This is a genomic window from Pseudonocardia aurantiaca, from assembly GCF_039526725.1.
Taxonomy (GTDB): domain Bacteria; phylum Actinomycetota; class Actinomycetes; order Mycobacteriales; family Pseudonocardiaceae; genus Pseudonocardia; species Pseudonocardia aurantiaca.
The window spans coordinates 344,506-363,254 of sequence record NZ_BAAAJG010000003.1 but is presented as its reverse complement, the minus strand read 5'-3'; the positions used below and the strand labels follow the sequence as shown (position 1 = coordinate 363,254).

Here is an 18,749-nt window from a genome sequence, read left to right as displayed (position 1 = left end):
CGGCTCATACCCCCTCGAACGACTCATAGTAGGCCAGGTACTCGGCCCGCTGCGCGTCCAGCACAGGCGAGCCCTCGGCGTAGACCTGCGAGAACATCCGGTCCGGCGCGGGCGGCGGCATGTTCAGGCAGTGCTCCCGGAACCGCGCGGCGAGCGCATCGGACTCGGCCTGCACCTCGTCGAAGAACTCCTGGCCCACACCGTGCTCGCGCACCAGGTTGACGCGCACCCGCTCGATGGGGTCCTTGAGCTTCCACAGCTCGAGCTCGTCGGCCAGCCGGTAGCGCGAGGGGTCGTCGGACGTGGTGTGGGCGTCCATCCGGTAGGTGAACGCCTCCACCAGCACCGGCCCGTTGCCGGTGCGGCACTCCTCCAGCGCCCACCGCGTGACGGCGAGGCACGCGAGAACGTCGTTGCCGTCCACCCGCACGCCCGGGAACCCATACCCGGTCGCGCGCTTGTAGAGGGGCACGCGGGACTGCTTCGACGTGGGCTCGGAGATCGCCCACTGGTTGTTCTGGCAGTAGAAGACGACGGGCGCGTCGTAGACCGCGGCCCAGACGAAACCCTCGTGTACGTCGCCCTGGCTCGTGGCGCCGTCCCCGAAGAAGCAGATAGTGGCCTCGCTGTCGGGGCCCTCGCCGACCTTGCCCTCGAACTTCTGGCCCATGGCGTAGCCGGCGGCGTTGAGGCACTGGTTGCCGATGACGATGGTGTAAAGGTGGAAGCGGGCCTTGTTCGGGTCCCAGCTGCCGTGGTCGGTGCCGCGGAAGATCCCGAGCAGGTCCACGGGATCGATCCCGCGCGCGAACGCGACACCGTGCTCCCGGTAGGACGGGAAGGCCATGTCCTGCGGCTGCAGCGCGCGGCCCGCGCCGATCTGCGCCGCCTCCTGGCCGAGCAGCGGCACCCAGATCCCGAGCTGACCCTGGCGCTGCAGGGCGTTGCCCTCGCGGTCGAACCGACGCACCAGCACCATGTCGCGGAACAGACTCCGGAGCGCTCCCACCCCCAGGTCGGTCGCGTAGCCGTCGAAACGGGGATCGGAGACCCGCTCACCCTCCGGGGTGAGCAGCTGGACGAGCTCCGGGTCACCCTCGTCTGTGGCCTTCAAGCCGGCGAGCACGTGCTCCCGGCCGGGCCGTACCTCGGTGTCGATGGACGTGGACGGGGTCCAGTCCTGCGGAACGGACACGGTGCCTCCTCGTGCTCGGGATCCCGCGCCCGTTCGTGGCGGACGCAGGGCGGGCGCCGACCCAGCCGGGTGCCCCGGGTGAGGGCGGCCACGACCGGCTCTCGGCGCAATCCTGACACGATGTGACGGCTGCCGGGCAGCCGACAGCCCGCACACGTGAACGGCACGCCCCGCGGTGCAGGACGTGCCGTTCACGAGGTGCTGCCGGTGCCCTACTGGCCGGCCTGACCAGGCTGGCGGCGGGGCGGCGGGGGTGCGGTGTAATCCGCGCTCTTGCCGTAACCGGCGTTCTGGTCGTAACCCTGCGGGTAGCCGTTGCCGGTGGCACCATGACCCGGCGTCTGCCTGATCCCGGCGGCGCTCTTCGCCTTCGCCGCCGCGCCGTGGATCTGGCCCGAGTACTTGCCTTTCGTCTGCTTGTCGACGAACTGTGCGGCCTGGTCGACGTACTTGGCCGCCTTGTCCGGGTTGCTCTTGGCGTAGCGGCGCGCAGCCTCGGCGGCTCCGGCCAGCATCGCCAGCTTTCTGAACAGGGGCATCGCGGTCCTCCGTCGTCGGGGTTCTCACAGCGGACAACGCGCTCGTACCGCCCGCTGGTTCCCCGGTATACCCGTCCCCGCCGGTTTACTCACCTTCCCATCCCCACTAGATCACTCAGCGTGACGTCACACAACGGTGACCACCTTGCATGTGTCCTCGAGGCGTCCGGATGGCAGCATCCCCGCGTACTCACCGCCCACGAGGAGGTCCACAGTGCCCGTCAGGTCCCGCTCGATCCCGGCCGTCCTCGGCGCGGCCGCGCTGGCCGTCATCGTCGCGGGCTGCGGCGCAGGCGGTGACGGCAGCGGCGGAGGAACGTCCGGCGGGGCCGCCCCGAGCGCGCCCGCCCCCGCCGTGGCGAAGGACGACGCGCTCGCCGCGATGGTGCCCGCCCCGATCGCATCCGACGGCCGCCTCGTGTTCGGCACCGACGCCTCGTACCCGCCGAACGAGTTCACCGACACCGACGGCACCACAATCATCGGGATGGACGTCGACCTCGGCACGGCGGTCGCGCAGAAGCTCGGGCTCACACCGGAATGGCAGAACAGCCAGTTCTCCGGGATCATCCCCGGGATCGAGGGCTCCCGCTACGAGCTGGGCATGTCCTCGTTCTCGATCACTCCTGAGCGCACCCAAACCGTCGACATGGTCAGCTACCTCACCGCCGGCACGAGCCTCGCCGTCGCCTCCGGCAACCCGCAGGGCATCGCTCCGGACAACCTCTGCGGCCGGGCCGTGGGCGTGCAGGCCGGCACGGTGCAGGTCGACGACATCGCCGCCCGGAGCGCGGCCTGCACCGCCGCAGCCCAGCCGGCGATCCAGGTGACGGAGCTGCAGCAGCAGACCGATGTGACTCTCGCGCTGACGTCCAACCGGATCGTCGCGATGCTTGCCGACTCCCCTGTCGTCGCCTACGCGGTGACCACTACCGACGGCGCCGTCGAGGCGGTCGGAGAGCCGTGGGACACCGCTCCCTACGGCATCGTGCTCGCGAAGAACCAGGGCCAGTTCGCCCAGGCCGTGCGCGGCGCGGTGCAGTCCCTGATCGACGACGGCACGTACGGCAGGGTCCTCGAGAAGTGGAACGTGTCGAACGGGGCGGTCCCGGCCTCCGAGGTCAGGAGCTGAGCTTCCCGTGACCTCCACGGCGTCCAGTTCGGAGGAACGGGCCCGGCCGCAGCCGATCGAGGCCGTTCCCGTGCGGCACCCCGGCCGGTGGCTCGCGGTCGCGGTGCTGGCCGTGCTGGCCGCGATGCTCGTCAACACAATCCTCACCAACCCCGGCTTCCGCTGGCCGGTGGTCGGGGAGTACCTCTTCTCCCCGCCGGTGCTGAACGGGCTGCGCAACACGCTCATCCTGACCGTGCTGTCGATGGCCATCGGGGTCGTGGGCGGCGTCGCGCTCGCGGTGATGCGGTTGTCGCCCAACCCGGTGCTCTCGGGAGTGGCGGCGCTCTACATCTGGCTCTTCCGCGGCACACCGCTGATCGCGCAGTTGCTGTTCTGGAACTTCCTCGCCGCGCTCTACCCGCGGCTGTCGCTCGGGGTGCCGTTCGGGCCAGAGTTCATCTCGTTCGACACCAACACGCTGATCAACCAGTTCGCCGCCTGCCTGCTCGGCCTGGGGCTCAACGAGGCCGCCTACATGGCCGAGATCGTGCGCGGCGGGCTCCTGTCGGTCGACGAAGGGCAAAGCGAGGCGGCCGGCGCGTTGGGCATGTCCCGGGCGCAGACACTGCGCCGGATCGTGCTCCCGCAGGCCATGCGGGTGATCATCCCCCCGACAGGCAACGAGACGATCTCGATGCTCAAGACGACCTCGCTCGTGGTGGTGATCGGCTACTTCGAGCTGCTGACGTCGGTGCAGCGGATCTACTCCACGAACTTCCAGACGATCCCGCTGCTCATCGTGGCGGCGATCTGGTACCTGGCCCTGACCTCGATCCTCTCGGTCGGGCAGGGCTTCGTCGAACGCCACTACGGGCGTGGGACGAGCCGCGGCGACACGGGCGCCCGGCTCTTCTTCCCCCGCCGCAACCCGGAACAGTCCGCGGGAGCCGTGTGATGACCGCTCCAATGGTCGAGGCCCTCGACATCCACAAGAGCTTCGGGCACGTCGAGGTGCTGCGCGGCGTCGACCTCACCGTCATGCCGGGTGAAGTCGCCTGCGTGATCGGGCCGTCCGGCTCCGGCAAGTCGACGTTCCTGCGCTGCATCAATCACCTGGAGCGCATCGATGCCGGGCGCATGCGCGTCAACGGCGAGCTGATCGGCTACCGGGAGCACGGCGGCAAGCTCCACGAACTGCGCGAGTCCGAGGTCGCCCGGCAGCGCCGGGAGATCGGGATGGTGTTCCAGCGGTTCAACCTCTTCCCGCACAAGACGGCCGCCGAGAACGTCATGGAGGCGCCGCGCACGGTCCGCCGCGAACCGCGACAGGCCGCGCGCAGGCGGGCCGAGGCGCTGCTCGACCGCGTCGGCCTCGCCGAGAAGTACGACAGCTACCCGGCCCAGCTCTCCGGCGGCCAGCAACAGCGCGTGGCGATCGCCCGGGCGCTCGCCATGGAGCCGCGACTGATGCTGTTCGACGAACCTACGTCCGCGCTCGACCCCGAGCTGGTCGGCGAGGTGCTCGACGTGATGCGGCAGCTGGCGCGGGACGGCATGACGATGGTCGTGGTGACCCACGAGATGGGGTTCGCACGCGAGGTCGGCGACACGCTCGTCTTCATGGACGGCGGGCGGATCGTCGAGGCGGGCGACCCGCGGAATGTGCTGACCGACCCGCAGCACGAGCGGACGAAGGCGTTCCTGTCGAAGGTGCTGTGAGGCGAACCCGTCCTACCTCAATTGGGATAGGAGGGTTCGGAACCGGTCACATTCCCGTCACAAGCCGCCTACAGGGACCGCACATGATCGGCTAGCACTCTCTGCTCAGTTGGCTGAGCAAGAGGAGCGCGACCATGAACGATTACGATCCGACGACCCCCCACCCCGTTCCGATCGCGCCGGCAGGTCCGCCGGTTGCTGGAGGATCAGGCGGCGCGGGCGCTGCGCCGCCGCCGCCGCCTCCGCCGTCGTCGTCGTCGTCGTCAGACGGTTCCGGCTCGGTGACCGAGGCCGAGCAGACACGCCGGCCGCGGGTACCCCGGTTGCTGTCCACTAGCAGAAATCGATGGATCGTGGCTGCTGTGGCGGCGTGTGCGGTGATCGGACTTTCCGCGGGTTGCGCCGCGTCCACCTCGGCAACAGCCGCGCCCCCATCGGCAGCAGCCTCGGCGACAGCAGGACAAGGCGCACCCGGCGGCGGTCCCGCAGCCGGCGGCGGGGGATCCAACGCTCGATCCGGTCCGGCGTCAGGGGGAGCAGTCGGCACGGTCGCCAGCGTGTCCGCGTCGGGCTTCACACTGACGACGTCAACGGGTGCGACGGTGACCGTCGACGAAGCGTCCTCCACGACATATCAGCAGGGGACGAGCTCGACGTCGGCGAGTGCCATCACAACGGGCCAAAGCGTCGTCGCACTCGGGATGACCAGCGGAACGACCATCACGGCCACGCAGGTCATCGTGCAACCGGGCGGCGACGGCGGAGCTGCGGCTTCCACGGCGGCAGGGGTGGTCCCCGTCCAGCCCGGTACGCCGGGTGCTTCGAAGCAGGTCGGTCAGATCCCGCAGAACTACACCGAGGGATCCGGGACGGTCGTCAGCGGAACAGCAGCGGACCAGGCGACGGAAGTCGCGCTGGCCGCCTACCCAGGGGGCGTCGTCGACCGTGTCGTGCAGCTGAGCACCGGCGAGTACGAAGCCCACAACATCGGCGTCAACTGGCCACACCACGTCTTCGTGAGCCAGGACTTCCAGGTCGTCGGCGCATTCTAGGTGCGGTGGCCACGAACGTTGCCGGGGTGATCGCGGGATCAGAACGGCGCCTCGCAAGGCGCCCCCGCACCCTCGTACCGGGCGTACTTGGGTGCGGGGGCAACGCGGCGAGGTGTCGTTCTGGCCCGCGAGGACCCGGTGGACGTTTGTGGCCACCGCACTGGCTACCACGGCAGGGCACTCCGGGATCTCTGACCTGCGAGACTCTTCCGATGGCGGTCACCGACGAGGCGATCCTCAGGATCAAGGCGATGATCCGGTCCGGGGAGCTGCGGCCGGGGGACCGGCTGCCGCCGGAGAAGGAACTGAGTGATGCGCTCGGCCTCTCCCGCAGCTCGCTGCGGGAGGCGGTCAAGGCGCTCGAGGTGATCCGCGTGCTGGACGTGCGAAGGGGCGACGGCACCTACGTCACGAGCCTGACCCCGGACCTGCTGCTGGACGCGATGTCGTTCGTGGTCGACATCCACCAGGACTCCTCGGTGCTGGAGCTGTTCGAGGTGCGCCGGATCCTGGAGCCGGCCGCCGCGACGCTCGCGGCCCCGCGCACGACGCGGTCGGACGTCGAGCACCTGCACGGGTTGCTCGCGCAGGTGCACGCCACGACATCGGTGGAGGACCTGGTGGCGCATGACCGGGTCTTTCACCGATACATCGCGGAGCTGTCGGGCAACTCCTACCTGACGAGCCTGCTGGAGACACTGTCCAGCAGCACGCTGCGGGCGCGGGTGTGGCGCGGGCTCAGCGAGGAAGGCGCGGTGGAGCGCACCCTCACCGAGCACCGCGCCATCGTCGACGCGCTTGAGAGAGGCGACGCGGTCCTGGCGGCGGCCTACGCGACGGTGCACGTCAACGGCGTGGCGGAGTGGCTGCGCCGAGCGATGGGGTGAGGCCCAAGCCCGAACGCCAGGAAAGCCACATTCAGGTCATCTACCGCCCTGAACGTGGCTTTCCTGGCATCTCGTAAGGGTCTGCCTACTGGTAGAGGACCGCCTGGATCTCCGGGCTGTCGATGTTGCTCTTGTCGTACCAGAAGAAGCCCGTGTCGATCACCGGCGGAACGCTCTCGCCGCGGATCACCTTCATCGAGGCGTCGACGAGCTGCTTGCCCATGCCGACCGGGTTCTGGGTGATCGCGCCGAGCATCGTGCCGCCCCGGATCGCCTCGATCTGAGCCGAGCCGGAGTCGAAGCCGATCACGGTGAGGCCGGTCTTGCCGCTCTCCTGCACACCGCGGACGACGCCGATGGCCGAACCCTCGTTGGAGCCGTAGACGCCCTTGACCTCGGGGTTGGCCGCAAGGATCGACTTGGTGATGTCGGCGGACTTGGCCTGGTCGCCACCGCCGTACTGCGGCGGGAGCACCTGGATGCCGGGGGCGTTGGCCTGCATCCACTCCATGAAGCCGTCCCGCCGGTCGATACCGGAACGGCTCGTCTGGTCGTGGACGACCATAGCGACCTGGCCGGTGCCGCCCAGGGCCTCGGCCATGTGCTTCGCCGCCTCGGCGGCAGCGGCCTTGTTGTCGGTGGACGCGGTCGTGGCCGGGATCGGGCTGTCGACCCCGGAGTCGAACGCGACGACGGGGATGTTCTGGCTCTTGGCCTGCTGCAGCAGCGGGGCGGCGGCCCGGGAGTCGAGAGCCGCGAAGCCGAGTGCGGCGGGCTGGCGGGCCAGCGCGTTGGTCAGCATCGTCACCTGAGCTTCGATGTCCTGCTCGGTGGCCGGGCCCTCGAACGTGATCCTTGCGCCCTGCGCCGCGGCCTCCTGCTCGGCGCCCTTCTGCACCGCCTGCCAGAACTGGTGCTGGAAGCCCTTGGAAACGATGGCGATATAGGGCTGCTGGCCTCCGCCACCGCCCTGCGCGCCGGAACTACTGGGCGAGCCGCCGCACGCGGCGGCGGTGAGTGCCACCGCTGCGGCTGCGACGACCGCCCCGATTCGCTTCATCCGCATGTCGATCGAACTCCCTTGGTCGAACTTGGACGGGTCAGGGGATCAACGGGCCCGCTTACGGGCCATGTCGGCGTAGACGGCCAGCAGGATCACGCAGCCGAGGATGACGTTCTGCCATTCCTGCGGGATCGACATGATCTGCAGGCCGTTGTTGAGCACGGAGATGATCAGCGCACCGATCACCGTACCGACGATCGTGCCCTTGCCACCCGAGAGCGACGTGCCGCCGATGACGACAGCGGCGATCGCCTGCAGCTCGTACCCCATGCCGGTGGCCGGTTGGGCGGACCCGAGCCGGGCCGAGATCATCACGCCCGCGAGGCCGGTGAAGAGGCCGGCGAGGGTGTAGATGATGATCTTCCAGCGGCGCACGTCGATGCCGGAGAGCGCGGTCGCTTCCTCGTTGCTGCCGATCGAGTACGTGTAGCGGCCGAGCACCGTCTTGTTCAGCAGCACGCCGGCGATCACCGCCGCGGCCGCGAAGACCAGCACCGCGTTGGGGAAGTTGGCGCCGGGGATCACGCTGCCGATCGACAGGTCGATGTAGGCGGGGGTCTGGTCGAAGTAGATCGGCGCCCGGTTGGACAGCACGAGCGCGAGCCCCTGCGCCACGAGCATCATCGCCAGCGTCGCGATGAACGGCGGGAGCCCGAGCACAGCGACGTTCAGCCCGTTGACCAGCCCGATCAGACCGCCGAAGAGGATCGCGCCGAGCACGCCGATCGGCAACGGCAGTCCCGTGTTGACGATCAGCACACCCGAGATCACCGCGCAGAGCGCCATCCCGGTGCCGATCGACAGGTCGATGCCGCCGGTGATGATCACGAACGTCGTGCCGAGGGCCAGCAGCCCGATCACGACGGTCGAAAACAGGATGTTGGTGACGTTCCCGTAGCTGAAGAACACCGGGCTCATGATCGAGAAGAACCCGAAGATGACGAGCAGGCTCGCGAACGCGAGGAACTGCTGGATCCGGTCGCGCAGAGTGCGCCGCACTGTGGCCGGCGCGCTCTGCCGCTCCTCCTCGGTGACGGTCGGTGACGTCATCGGACACCTGCCTCGGTTGCGGGGTTGTTCTCGGGGCCGATCTCGTCCGGTCGCAGCGTCGCGAAGTGCATGACGCTCTCCTGGGTGGCCTCGTCGGCGCCCAACTGGCCGGTGATCCGGCCCTCGCTCATCACCACGATGCGGTGGGACATACGCAGCACCTCCGGAAGCTCGGAGGAGATCATGATGATCGACTTGCCCTGGGCGGCAAGCTGGTTGAGGAGCCGGTAGATCTCCTCCTTCGCGCCCACGTCGATGCCGCGAGTCGGCTCGTCGAAGATCAGGATGTCGCAGTCCTTCACGAGCCACTTGGCGATGACGACCTTCTGCTGGTTGCCACCGGAGAGGTTCTTGACGGTCTGGTCGATCGACGGCGTCCGGATCCGGAGGCTCCCGACCAGCTCGGTGGACTTCTCCCGCATCGCCTTGGCGCGCACGAATCCGAACGCCTGGAAGAGGTCGCGGATCGAGCTGAGCACGACGTTCGCGTTGACGTCCTGCTCCAGCAGCAGGCCGAGGTGCTTGCGGTCCTCCGACAGGTAGCCGATGCGGTACCTGGCCGCCTCGGCCGGGCTGGTGATGCGCACCGGCTTCCCACGCAGCATGACGCTTCCGGACTCGACGGGGTCGGCACCGACGAGAGCGCGTGCCACCTCGGTGCGGCCGGCGCCCATCAGGCCGGCGAACCCGAGGATCTCGCCCTCCTGCAGGTCGAACGACAAGTCCCGCAGCAGTGCCTTCGTCGAGAGCCCGCGCACCGAGAGCACCGTCTCGCGGCCGGGGCGCACACCCTCGGGCACCGCCTCGCTCGTGATCTCCCGCCCGACCATCCGCGCGATCACCTCGCCCATCGACGTGGTGGCGGTGTCGAGCGTGTCGACGTAGCGGCCGTCGCGGATCACCGTGATGCGGTCGGAGATCGCCTTGAGCTCATCCATCCGGTGGGAGATGTAGATGACGCCGGTGTCGGGCGTGCGGAACCGGCGGATCAGGTCGTGGAGCACCTGGACCTCGGCGTCGTTGAGCGCCGCCGTGGGCTCGTCCATGATCAGGACCTTGGCGTCGTACGACAGCGCCTTCGCGATCTCGACCATCTGCTGCTTCGCCACGGTCAGGTTGCCGACGACCTGGCGCGGGTCCAATGGCAGGTGAAGCCGGTCGATCAGCTCGGCGGCCCGCGCGTTCAGCGCCCGCTCGCCGAGGAAGACGCCCCCGCTGCGGGGCTCACGTCCGATGTAGATGTTCTGCGCGACCGTGAGGTCGGGCATCAGGTTGAACTCCTGGTGGATGATGCTGATGCCCTGTTCGAGGGCGTCGCGCGGACCGCTGACCCGCAACGGCTCGCCCTCCAAGAAGAACTCGCCCTCGTCGGGCGTGTAGATGCCGGACAGGAGCTTCATCAGGGTCGACTTGCCGGCCCCGTTCTCCCCGACGAGCGCCAATACCTCGCCTCGGCGCAACTCGATGTGCATGTCCTGCAGGGCACGCACGCCGGGAAAGCTCTTGCCCACACCGCGGGCCTCGAGCAGTAGGTCCGGTTGCGCCGATAGGTCGCTCACGACATAACCACCCCCTTGCGCAGGATCACATTCCCGTAGATGCGCGTCTCGCCGGTGCGCACGATCAGGTACGCGCCGGCGGCCACGTCGTAGAAGGCGAGCCGGTCGAGGAAGCGGACGTCGTCGGTGCCGGCCGCCGCGGTCAGCTCGTCCTGTACGGGCAATATCTCGCCGTCGGGCGTGGCCATCAGGTCGACCGCGGGAACGTCGTCGAGCGGGACGACCGTGCGCACGGCCGCGAGCAGGTCCGGGGTGGTGACTGCGGGGAACGTGAGCGACCGCGCCGCCAGCCGCTGCGCCGGGAAATGCGCGTCGGCGATGACGATCGCGTCGGAGTGGCCCATCTCGTCGAGGTGCAGTAACAGGGGGCCGGTCAGGAGCGGATGGATACCGGTCAGCACGGTGCCTCCGTCTGCTGCGTTGTCGACATGGAACCGAGACGGTAAACCCGGGACGCGGTTCCCGCGAGGATCTTCCGCCGCTCGTCGGGGGTCTGCTCGGCGAGCAGCTCGGAGAGCACTTCCCAGGTGGCCGCGTAGCCGTCGGTGAGAAGCGTCATCGGCCAGTCGCTCCCCCAGATCAGCCGGTCCGGCCCGAACAGCTCCAGCGCCGCCTCCCACGCCGGACGCAGCACGGCGGCGGTGAACGGGACGCCGGGCACCTGGAGCCCCGAGACCTTCGCCACCGTGTTCGGCCGCCCCGCGACGCCGGCGAGGACCTGGCGCCACTCGGCGAACTCCGGCCGCCCGTGCGGAGGTTTCCCGAGGTGGTCCACCACGACCGTCAGCTCGGGGAGGGCCCCCGCCAGGTCACCGGTGGCGACGAGGTGGCGCGGCCAGGCGTTCGGGACGTCGTAGGGGAGACCGCGGTCGGCCAACATGCCCAGCGAGGTGCGGACGGCGGGGAGGGCGAGGAAGTCGTCGCGCGGGTCGTCGTGCACGAGATGGCGCACACCCACGAACGCCGGGTCGGCGGCGAAGCGGTCGAGCTGGGCCTCGGCGACGGCCGGGTCGTCGAGCTGCACCCAGCCGACGACCCCGGCCACCCAGTCGTGCTTCGCGGCCACCTCGAGCATGAACTCGGTATCGGCGACCGAGTCCTCGGCCTGCACGAGCACGGCCTGGTCCACGCCGGCAGCGCTGAGTTCGCCGCGCGCCCGGTCGGCCGTGATCGTGGTGTGCAGCGGGCCGAGCTCAGGGGTGATCCACGAGTAGCCGCTGCGATCCAGGTCCCACAAGTGCAGGTGCGCGTCGACGATCGGAGCGCTGGTCACGCAGGGACCAGCCCCTCGGCTTCGAGGTCTCGCCACAGCTCGTCGGGCACCGGCTGGGAGATCCGCCGCACGTTCTCGATCACGTGCCCGGGCTCCACGGCGCCGAGGACGACCGCACGCACCACTTGCTCCCGGAGCGGGAACTGCAGGGCTGCGACGGGCAGCTCCACGCCGTGCTCGGCGCAGATGCCGGCGAGCCGCCGCGCACGGGCGATGACCTCGTCCGGTGCCGCGCCGTACTCGTACCGCGCTCCGGCGCCGGGTTCCGACGTCGAGAGGAGCCCGGAGTTGAACGCACCCGCCACCACGATGTCGACGCCCTGCTCGCGGCACTCGGGGATCAGCTCCTCGGCGGCCGGCTGCTCCAGCAACGTGTAGCGCCCGGCCACCATGAGCAGGTCCAGCGGGCCGGTCCGGATGCCGGCCAGGAGAACATCGGTGGACTTCGACCCGATGCCCACGGCCCGGACGAGCCCCTCCTCGCGCAGGCCGACGACGGCGGGCACGCCGGTCGCGATCGGCTGCGCCGGCCCTTGCTCCGCGTCGACTTCATCCGGATCGTGCAGAAACAGCACGTCGACCGAGTCGAGCCCGAGCCGTTCGAGGGACTCCTCCAGGCTCCGGCGCACGCCGTCGGCCGAGAAGTCCCACACGCGCTTGACGTCGGCCGGCACGACGAACTGGCCCTCGTCGTCGAACCTGTCTGATGTTTCAGGGCTCGGGCGCAGCAGGCGGCCGGCCTTCGTCGAGACGACGAACTCACCGCGCGGCTTGGTCCTCAGGAACTCCCCGAGCCGGCGTTCGGCGAGCCCGAGGCCGTAGTGGGGAGCGGTGTCGAAGTACCGGATGCCGCTGTCCCAGGCCGCCTCCAGGATGGCCCAGGCCGTCTCGTCGCTCATCGCCTGGAAGATGTTGCCGAGGTTCGCTCCCCCGAGCCCGATGCGGCCGAGCGCCAGCCCGGCGGACGCCTCAGACATCGGTCCCGACCGTGTATCCGGCCAGCGAGGCGCTTCGCATCTCGGTGCCTGCGCCGGGCGCGGTCGGCGTGACGTAGCGCCCGTCACGCACCTCGACCGGGGAGACGAAGTGCTCGTGCAGGTGGTCGACGAACTCGATCATGCGGCCCTCCAGGCTGCCGGAGACGGCGATGAAGTCGAACATCGCGAGGTGCTGCACCGCCTCGCAGAGGCCGACGCCCCCCGCGTGGGGGCACACCGGCACCCCGAACTTGGCCGCGAGCAGCAGGATCGCGACGTTCTCGTTGACGCCGGCAACGCGGGTGGCGTCGATCTGCAGCACCTGCAGCGCGTCGTGCTGGAGGAACTGTTTGAACATGACGCGGTTGGCCATGTGCTCGCCCGTGGCGACCGGCACCGGGGCGATGCCACGCGCGATCGCCGCGTGCCCCAGCACGTCGTCGGGGCTGGTGGGCTCCTCGACCCAGGCGAGGTCGAAGCTCGACAACTCCTTTATCCAGCTCACGGCGTCGTCGACGTCCCAGCGCTGGTTCGCGTCCACGGCGATCCGGATGTCCGGGCCGACCATCTCGCGGGCGATGCCGAGCCGGCGCACGTCGTCGGCGAGATCGCCGCCGACCTTGAGCTTGATCTGCGAGAACCCCTCCTCCACGGCCTCGCGGCACAGCCGGGCGAGCTTCTCGTCGTCGTAGCCGAGCCAGCCGGGGGTGGTGGTGTAGGCGGGGTAGCCGTCCCGCAGGAGTTGGGCCTCGCGGGCAGCCCGCCCGGGTTCCGCGGCGCGAAGGATCTGCAGCGCCTCGTCCGGGGTGAGCGCGTCGGTGAGGTACCGGAAGTCGACCAGGTCGACGAGCGCCTCCGGGGTCATCGCCGCGAGCACCTGCCATAGCGGCCTGCCCTCGCGCTTGGCCCGGAGGTCCCACAGGGCGTTGACGACCGCGCCGATCGCCATGTGCATGACGCCCTTCTCCGGGCCCAGCCAGCGCAGCTGGGAGTCATGCACGAGCTCCCGCCAGGTGCCGCCCATGTCGGCGAGCAGCGCTTCGACGTCCCGGCCGACGAGGTGGCCTGCCAGCGCCTCGATGGCCGCGACCTGCACGTCGTTGCCCCGGCCTATCGTGAAGACGAACGCGTGTCCGACGAGCCCGTCGGCCGCATCGGTGTTGATCCGTACATAGGCCGCCGAGTAGTCCGGGTCGGGGTTCATCGCGTCCGACCCGTCGAGCGACAACGAGGTGGGGAACCGCACGTCCGCGGTCTCCAATGCCGTGATCCGGGTCACGCGTAGTCCCTTCTGCCGAGTGCGCGACCACCGTAGAGATCCGATGTCTGTAGGGTCAATAGACGCGAGGTCTTAATTCGGAGCCGCCCGGAGATAGGTTCTCGCTTGGTACATCTGATCTCTGGATGAAGGAGCCGCCGATGAAGCTCGCGCGCCTGGGACCACGCGGAGCCGAGATCCCCGCACTGGTCTCCGACAGCACCACCTACGACCTCCGGGGCGTCACCCCCGACATCGACCCCGCGTTCCTCGCCCGCGGCGGGCTCGCGGAGGTGCGCAGCGCGGCCGAGGCGGGTTCGCTCCCCGAACTGTCGGACGCCGCCGGGCTGCGGGTCGGCTCGCCGATCGCCCGACCTGGTTCGGTGCTGTGCATCGGCCTGAACTACGTGGCGCACGCGGCGGAGTCGGGAGTGGAGCCGCCCGCCAACCCGGTGCTGTTCCTCAAGACGCCGAACACCGTCGGCGGCCCGGACGACCAGGTTGTGCTGCCGCGCGACCCGAACGCGAAGGTCGACTGGGAGGTCGAGCTGGGGCTCGTGATCGGCTCCGCGGCCGCGAACCTGGACTCGCCCGAGCAGAGCCTGGCCCACGTGGCCGGCTTCGTGCTGACCGACGACCTGTCCGAGCGCTACGGCCAGCTGGAGGTCTCCGGTGGGCAGTGGAGCAAGGGCAAGTGCCTGCCCGGCTTCTGCCCGACAGGCCCGTGGCTCGTCACGCCCGACGAGGTGGACCACCGCGACCTGCGCCTGCGCAGCTGGGTGAACGGGGAACCGCGGCAGGACTCGACGACGAAGGACATGATCTTCGACGTCGAGTTCATCGTGTGGCACCTGTCGCAGTACATGCGGCTGGAGCCGGGAGACCTGGTCATCACCGGCACCCCGCAGGGCGTCGGCCTGTCCGGCCGTTTCCCGTACCTCAAGGACGGTGACGTCGTCGAGATGGAGATCGAGGGTCTCGGTAGGCAGCGCCACCAGATGGTGGGGTCGAACTAGTGGCGGCGGAGTTCGACGGGCTCGTCGCGGCCGTCACCGGAGGCGCGTCGGGGATCGGGGCGGCCATCGCCCGCCGGCTGCTCACCGGCGGCGCCCGCGTGGCCGTGCTCGATCTCGACGTGAGCACCGCGCCCGAGGGGACGCTCGCCGTCAAGGCCGACGTCACCGACGACACCTCGGTGCGGGCGGCCGTCGACCGGGTGCTGGAGGAGTGGGACCGGCTCGACATCGTCGTCAACAACGCGGGCATCGGCGCACAGGGCACGGTGGCCGACAACCCCGACCAGGAGTGGCACCGAGTGCTCGACGTGAACCTGCTCGGCCTCGTGCGCACCACCCGCGCGGCCCTGCCGGCGCTGCGCCGCTCGCCGTCCGCGGCGATCGTCAACACGGGGTCGATCGCGGCTACCGCCGGGCTCCCGCAGCGTGCGCTCTACAGCGCGAGCAAGGGTGCGGTCCTGGCCCTGACCAGGGCGATGGCGGCCGACCACCTCGCCGAGGGCATCCGGGTCAACTGCGTGCATCCGGGCACGGCCGACACCCCGTGGGTCGGCAGGCTGCTCGAGAAGGCCGACGACCCGGCCGCCGAGCGGGCTGCATTGGAGGCGCGCCAGCCGCACGGACGGCTCGTCTCCGCCGACGAGGTGGCGGATGCGGTCGCCTACCTGGCGAGCCCGCTCTCACGCTCCACCACGGGTACGTCGATCTCGGTGGACGGCGGGATGCAGGAGCTGCGGCTGCGCCCGAAGGGCTAGCCCGGTCGTCAGCGGGGTGGCCTTGCAGACGTTGAACGTCAGCGAGGCCACCCCGCTGACGTCCCGAGGCTCATGTCGCCGCGCGCTCCGCCTCGCTGCGCAGGATGCAGAACTCGTTGCCCTCCGGGTCGGCCAGCACCACCCAGCCGGTGCCGTCGGGCCTGCGCAGATCCTCGACCGTGCGGGCGCCCAGCCCCAGTAGCCGCACCAGCTCCTCGTCGCGGCTGCAGGCGTCGGTCGCGTCGAAGGTCGTGTGCGAGATGCAAGCCGTCACCAGCCGACCCTACGGTTCGCGCAACCGGAATCCCGCCTGGCGCAGGATCCTGAGCGCGCTGCATGACGGCGCTGGCTAGTGCGGTGGCCACGAACGTTGCCGGGGTGATCGCGGGATCAGAACGGCGCCTCGCAAGGCGCCCCCGCACCCTCGTACCGGGCGTACTCGGGTGCGGGGGCAACGCGGCGAGGCGTCGTTCTGGCCCGCGAGGACCCGGTGGACGTTTGTGGCCACCGCACTAGATCAGGCCGTCAGGGCTTGCGCGCGTATATCCGCAGGTTGCGCACGTCGTAGGTGAACAGCTCGTCCACCACGAAGTGCTTCTCCACCGCGGTCCGTAGCGACTCGGCGTCGAACATCGTGTGGTGGGCGTTCCAGATCCACAGCGGCACCCCGCGTTCGTCGGTGCCCTTATGCGCCGCGCGTTCGGAGTGCCCGCCGAGGATCCAGTGGTTCGCCTCCGCCGTGTCGATCTCACCGCGCACCCACTGCTCGGCCACGAACCGCGCGTCCGGCACGCCGATGTCGATCCGCGCGCCGGACCGCAGCACCCTGGCCCACTCCTGCAGCGTCTCGGGCACCAGCTCGTAACTCTGGTGCTCGAGCACGTGGTTCGCGCGCAGCGCCTCGATCGACCCCGTGGCGAACGGGAGCCGATCGATCGCGCACCGCACCTCGATGTCGGGCAACGCCAGCAGATCGAGGTGGAGGTCGTAGTCGGGGTGCGGCTTCTCCCCGGCGCCGATCTCCACTTTCATGCGCCGGGCGGGGTGATCTTCTTGATGACCTTGGCCGGCCGCCCGGCCACAACCGTGTACGGCTCGACGTCCTCACGCACCAGCGACCCGCCCGCGACGACGGCGTGCTCGCCGATCGTCACCGGCCCCAGCACGAGGACGTGGCTCGCCAACCACACGCCGTCACCGATGACGACATCCCGGCCCGACCGGGGGAACGCCAGCTGGCGCTCCCGTCCGAACTTCTCGATGTCGTGCGTGCCGGTCAGCACCGCGACGTCGTGGCCGAAGAAGGCGTACTCGCCGATCGTGATCTCGCCGCCCGACACGTTGAACAGCGCGTTGTTGACGACCGCCGTGTCGGGAATGTGCAGGCGGGAGCGGTCCCCGTGCCACCGGTACGAGTACAGCGCGTCGAGCTTGAGTTCCTCCACCTGCTGCGCCACCTGCTCTGTCACTTTTTGGGCGACCAGCGCGTCCAGCGGACCGCGCAGAGCGCGGGTGATCAGGCGGTCAAGCAGTCGCATTCTGGAGCTCCTCCGGCTGCGTCACGGACAGTGGGCGCATGGTGGCACATCCGGGGGGCGGAGAGCAGCAGCTCGAGTCGAAGGGCCAATGCGTCGATACCGAAGTGCGTACCCGCGATGTCCTCGTTCTGGTCGAGCAGGGCCGGGTCCGGGGCGGCGAGCCAGTCCCGCAGCGGACCGGGGTCGTCGACCGGGAACCAGCGGAAACCGAACCCGGCGAGCTCCCGCGCCACCGGGAAGTCGCCCACCGCGATCGGCTTGCGGTGCATGGCCGACTCGATCAGCGGCAGACCGAAGCCCTCCCACGACGACGGCAGCACCACGGCGTCACACGCGGCGTAGGCGGCGGCCATGTCGACCCCGTCGGGGAGCCTGCGGCGCACCGGGACGCGGGCCCCGGCGAGGAGCATGGCCAGCTCGTCCGCGTAGCCGTCCTCGGCCGGGCCGGTGAGCCAGAACGTGGCGCCGAGCGCCTCGGCGATCGCGAGCCCGAGGTGCGCGTTCTTGCGCGGGATCGCCCGCGTCGGCTGGAGGACCAGCAGCCCGTCGCCAACGCCGAGCAGGCCGCGCACCTCGTCGCGCCGCTGCGGGCAGGGATGTTCGGCGAACCCGTGGTAGACGGTCGTGGCGGCGATGCCGCGCTCGGCCATGAGCGACTGCCTGGCCAGCTCGTTCACGGTGACGTGCCGCCACGCCGGATCGTCCGGGGGCCAGGTCGTGATGTCCGCGTAGCGCTTGCGCTCCCACGGCAGGTCGTGGTGGCGCAGCACGGCCTGCCTGCCGCGCAGGTACTCCGCCACCGCCTCGCCCGCTGCCTGGTTCATCGGCAGCGAGCACACGTTGTCGGCGATGACCCAATCCACGTCGTCCAGCGCTGCACGCAGCGATCGCTGCGTCGGCGGCCGGGCCGCGTCGAGGGCGAGGCCCGGAACGCGCACATCCGGCTCGCCGTCGCCCGCCACCATCCGCACCCGCATCCCGATGTGACGCAGCGCCGTGGCAAACTGCGCCGCCGTGATGGACACTCCGTCTGCCATCCCGAGACGGTAGGAGACGAGCGCCGCCCGCTGCCCGAAGAGGTTCGACATCTGCTGATCGTCTCCGTTCTGCGTCACATGCACATGTCCACTCGGTTGCGCGCAGGTGCGTGTGACGCTCAGGAGCGGGGTAGGCGCCCCATCAGGAAGAACTCCGGGTTGGGCCGCAGGGCGGTCAGGTGGGCGAGCCGGTTCGACATCGCGAAGAGCGCCGTGATCGCGCCGACGTCCCAGATCTCGTCGTCGGTGAGCCCGGCCAGCCGCGCGTCGTCCAACTCCGCGTCGGTGAGCCCGGCCGAGTCGGTAGCGATCAGCAACGCCAGGTCGACGATCGCGCGCTCCCGCCGGTTCAGCTCCACACCCCACGGGTTGGCGGCGACGTGGTCGGCGATCTCGGGGTCCTTCGTGCGGACGCGCAGGATGGCGCCGTGGGCGACCACGCAGTACGTGCAGTGGTTGGCCCCCGAGGTCGCCACCACGACCAGCTCCCGCTCGGCCTTGCTCAGCCCGTCGTCGCGCTCCATCAGGGCGTCGTGGTAATCGAGGAACGCGCGCAGTTCGGCGGGTCGGCGCGCCAGGGCGCGGAACACGTTGGGCACGAAGCCCGACTTCTCCGCGATCGCTCCGATCCGTCGGCGCAGGTCGTCCGGCATGTCCTCGAGCTCGACGTGTCCGAATCGGCTCACCGGCCGCACTCCACTGGTCATAGCTGTCGAC

Annotated in this window: 20 protein-coding genes and 1 pseudogene; 7 read left to right on the top strand and 14 right to left on the bottom strand. The window is 69.9% G+C overall.

Going from position 1 to position 18,749, the window contains the following annotated elements; all coding sequences use genetic code 11:
- Positions 1 to 4: 4 nt before the first annotated feature.
- A complete protein-coding gene (gene pdhA, locus ABD143_RS06295; protein ID WP_379659611.1) occupies positions 5 to 1,195 on the bottom strand; it encodes a pyruvate dehydrogenase (acetyl-transferring) E1 component subunit alpha in 1,191 nt (396 codons plus the stop codon).
- A 212-nt stretch (positions 1,196 to 1,407) separates the two neighbouring features.
- Positions 1,408 to 1,734 carry an antitoxin gene (locus tag ABD143_RS06290; RefSeq protein ID WP_343972505.1) on the bottom strand — a complete coding sequence of 109 codons (327 nt, stop codon included), beginning with the start codon at positions 1,732 to 1,734 and terminating at the stop codon, positions 1,408 to 1,410.
- Between the two features lie 214 nt (positions 1,735 to 1,948).
- Between ABD143_RS06290 and ABD143_RS06285 the strand changes: the two genes are divergently transcribed.
- The 5 genes from ABD143_RS06285 to ABD143_RS06265 all read left to right on the top strand — a co-directional run bounded on the left by ABD143_RS06285 (position 1,949) and on the right by ABD143_RS06265 (position 6,506).
- Positions 1,949 to 2,866, top strand: a complete 918-nt coding sequence (locus ABD143_RS06285; RefSeq protein WP_343972502.1) for an ABC transporter substrate-binding protein — start codon at positions 1,949 to 1,951, stop codon at positions 2,864 to 2,866.
- A gap of 7 nt (positions 2,867 to 2,873) precedes the next feature.
- Positions 2,874 to 3,803 carry an amino acid ABC transporter permease gene (locus tag ABD143_RS06280; RefSeq protein ID WP_343972499.1) on the top strand — a complete coding sequence of 310 codons (930 nt, stop codon included), beginning with the start codon at positions 2,874 to 2,876 and terminating at the stop codon, positions 3,801 to 3,803.
- The gene (locus ABD143_RS06275; protein ID WP_343972497.1) at positions 3,803 to 4,567 is read left to right on the top strand and encodes an amino acid ABC transporter ATP-binding protein; all 765 of its coding nucleotides are present in this window, start codon (positions 3,803 to 3,805) and stop codon (positions 4,565 to 4,567) included. Before ABD143_RS06280 ends, ABD143_RS06275 begins: the two co-directional genes overlap by 1 nt.
- Before the next feature lie 602 nt (positions 4,568 to 5,169).
- The gene (locus tag ABD143_RS06270; RefSeq protein WP_343972494.1) at positions 5,170 to 5,619 is read left to right on the top strand and encodes a hypothetical protein; all 450 of its coding nucleotides are present in this window, start codon (positions 5,170 to 5,172) and stop codon (positions 5,617 to 5,619) included.
- 212 nt (positions 5,620 to 5,831) lie between these two features.
- Positions 5,832 to 6,506 (top strand): FadR/GntR family transcriptional regulator, encoded by a 675-nt coding sequence (locus ABD143_RS06265; protein WP_343972491.1) that lies wholly within the window; start codon positions 5,832 to 5,834, stop codon positions 6,504 to 6,506.
- Positions 6,507 to 6,591: 85 nt separating this feature from the next.
- Here the strand turns inward: ABD143_RS06265 and ABD143_RS06260 are convergent, their stop codons facing one another.
- From ABD143_RS06260 to ABD143_RS06230, 7 genes are read right to left on the bottom strand one after another with little or no spacing between them, the layout of a single operon-like run.
- A complete protein-coding gene (locus tag ABD143_RS06260) occupies positions 6,592 to 7,572 on the bottom strand; it encodes an ABC transporter substrate-binding protein (protein WP_343972489.1) in 981 nt (326 codons plus the stop codon).
- Between the two features lie 42 nt (positions 7,573 to 7,614).
- Positions 7,615 to 8,619, bottom strand: coding sequence for an ABC transporter permease (locus ABD143_RS06255; protein ID WP_343972488.1), 1,005 nt, complete (start codon positions 8,617 to 8,619; stop codon positions 7,615 to 7,617).
- Complete coding sequence (locus tag ABD143_RS06250; RefSeq protein ID WP_343972485.1) at positions 8,616 to 10,178, bottom strand: sugar ABC transporter ATP-binding protein; 1,563 nt, start codon at positions 10,176 to 10,178, stop codon at positions 8,616 to 8,618. The genes ABD143_RS06255 and ABD143_RS06250 overlap by 4 nt, the downstream gene beginning before the upstream one ends.
- Positions 10,175 to 10,579, bottom strand: coding sequence for an RbsD/FucU domain-containing protein (locus tag ABD143_RS06245; RefSeq protein ID WP_343972482.1), 405 nt, complete (start codon positions 10,577 to 10,579; stop codon positions 10,175 to 10,177). The genes ABD143_RS06250 and ABD143_RS06245 overlap by 4 nt, the downstream gene beginning before the upstream one ends.
- Complete coding sequence (locus ABD143_RS06240) at positions 10,573 to 11,451, bottom strand: amidohydrolase family protein (RefSeq protein ID WP_343972479.1); 879 nt, start codon at positions 11,449 to 11,451, stop codon at positions 10,573 to 10,575. The genes ABD143_RS06245 and ABD143_RS06240 overlap by 7 nt, the downstream gene beginning before the upstream one ends.
- Positions 11,448 to 12,428, bottom strand: a complete 981-nt coding sequence (locus ABD143_RS06235; RefSeq protein WP_343972476.1) for an aldo/keto reductase — start codon at positions 12,426 to 12,428, stop codon at positions 11,448 to 11,450. Before ABD143_RS06235 ends, ABD143_RS06240 begins: the two co-directional genes overlap by 4 nt.
- Positions 12,421 to 13,707 carry an L-fuconate dehydratase gene (locus tag ABD143_RS06230; protein WP_343972474.1) on the bottom strand — a complete coding sequence of 429 codons (1,287 nt, stop codon included), beginning with the start codon at positions 13,705 to 13,707 and terminating at the stop codon, positions 12,421 to 12,423. The genes ABD143_RS06235 and ABD143_RS06230 overlap by 8 nt, the downstream gene beginning before the upstream one ends.
- A gap of 140 nt (positions 13,708 to 13,847) precedes the next feature.
- Here ABD143_RS06230 and ABD143_RS06225 point away from each other — a divergent pair, with 140 nt between their 5' ends.
- Both ABD143_RS06225 and ABD143_RS06220 read left to right on the top strand, forming a co-directional pair.
- On the top strand, positions 13,848 to 14,702 hold the full coding sequence (locus ABD143_RS06225) for a fumarylacetoacetate hydrolase family protein (protein ID WP_343972471.1): 855 nt from the start codon (positions 13,848 to 13,850) through the stop codon (positions 14,700 to 14,702).
- A complete protein-coding gene (locus tag ABD143_RS06220) occupies positions 14,702 to 15,457 on the top strand; it encodes an SDR family NAD(P)-dependent oxidoreductase (protein ID WP_343972468.1) in 756 nt (251 codons plus the stop codon). Before ABD143_RS06225 ends, ABD143_RS06220 begins: the two co-directional genes overlap by 1 nt.
- A gap of 70 nt (positions 15,458 to 15,527) precedes the next feature.
- Here the strand turns inward: ABD143_RS06220 and ABD143_RS06215 are convergent.
- From ABD143_RS06215 to ABD143_RS06195, 5 genes and pseudogenes are all read right to left on the bottom strand, one after another.
- Positions 15,528 to 15,680 (bottom strand): annotated as a pseudogene (locus ABD143_RS06215) (VOC family protein); the annotation flags it as partial.
- Positions 15,681 to 15,982: 302 nt separating this feature from the next.
- Entirely contained in the window at positions 15,983 to 16,489 is a 507-nt protein-coding gene (locus ABD143_RS06210) for a class I SAM-dependent methyltransferase (protein ID WP_343972465.1), read from the bottom strand.
- Positions 16,486 to 16,995 (bottom strand): acyltransferase, encoded by a 510-nt coding sequence (locus tag ABD143_RS06205; protein WP_343972462.1) that lies wholly within the window; start codon positions 16,993 to 16,995, stop codon positions 16,486 to 16,488. The genes ABD143_RS06210 and ABD143_RS06205 overlap by 4 nt, the downstream gene beginning before the upstream one ends.
- Positions 16,974 to 18,083, bottom strand: a complete 1,110-nt coding sequence (locus tag ABD143_RS06200) for a glycosyltransferase (RefSeq protein WP_343972459.1) — start codon at positions 18,081 to 18,083, stop codon at positions 16,974 to 16,976. The genes ABD143_RS06205 and ABD143_RS06200 overlap by 22 nt, the downstream gene beginning before the upstream one ends.
- 68 nt (positions 18,084 to 18,151) lie before the next feature.
- Positions 18,152 to 18,739 carry a peroxidase-related enzyme gene (locus ABD143_RS06195; RefSeq protein ID WP_343972456.1) on the bottom strand — a complete coding sequence of 196 codons (588 nt, stop codon included), beginning with the start codon at positions 18,737 to 18,739 and terminating at the stop codon, positions 18,152 to 18,154.
- Positions 18,740 to 18,749: the final 10 nt, after the last annotated feature.

What these genes read in the sequence shown, in the direction of transcription:
- ABD143_RS06290 (WP_343972505.1), bottom strand. Translation starts at nt 1,734, where the DNA reads ATGCCCCTGTTCAGAAAGCTGGCGATGCTGGCCGGAGCCGCCGAGGCT.
- ABD143_RS06275 (WP_343972497.1), top strand. Translation starts at nt 3,803, where the DNA reads ATGACCGCTCCAATGGTCGAGGCCCTCGACATCCACAAGAGCTTCGGG.
- ABD143_RS06265 (WP_343972491.1), top strand. Translation starts at nt 5,832, where the DNA reads ATGGCGGTCACCGACGAGGCGATCCTCAGGATCAAGGCGATGATCCGG.
- ABD143_RS06260 (WP_343972489.1), bottom strand. Translation starts at nt 7,572, where the DNA reads ATGCGGATGAAGCGAATCGGGGCGGTCGTCGCAGCCGCAGCGGTGGCA.
- ABD143_RS06255 (WP_343972488.1), bottom strand. Translation starts at nt 8,619, where the DNA reads ATGACGTCACCGACCGTCACCGAGGAGGAGCGGCAGAGCGCGCCGGCC.
- ABD143_RS06235 (WP_343972476.1), bottom strand. Translation starts at nt 12,428, where the DNA reads ATGTCTGAGGCGTCCGCCGGGCTGGCGCTCGGCCGCATCGGGCTCGGG.
- ABD143_RS06225 (WP_343972471.1), top strand. Translation starts at nt 13,848, where the DNA reads ATGAAGCTCGCGCGCCTGGGACCACGCGGAGCCGAGATCCCCGCACTG.
- ABD143_RS06210 (WP_343972465.1), bottom strand. Translation starts at nt 16,489, where the DNA reads ATGAAAGTGGAGATCGGCGCCGGGGAGAAGCCGCACCCCGACTACGAC.
- ABD143_RS06205 (WP_343972462.1), bottom strand. Translation starts at nt 16,995, where the DNA reads ATGCGACTGCTTGACCGCCTGATCACCCGCGCTCTGCGCGGTCCGCTG.
- ABD143_RS06200 (WP_343972459.1), bottom strand. Translation starts at nt 18,083, where the DNA reads ATGTCGAACCTCTTCGGGCAGCGGGCGGCGCTCGTCTCCTACCGTCTC.
- ABD143_RS06195 (WP_343972456.1), bottom strand. Translation starts at nt 18,739, where the DNA reads ATGACCAGTGGAGTGCGGCCGGTGAGCCGATTCGGACACGTCGAGCTC.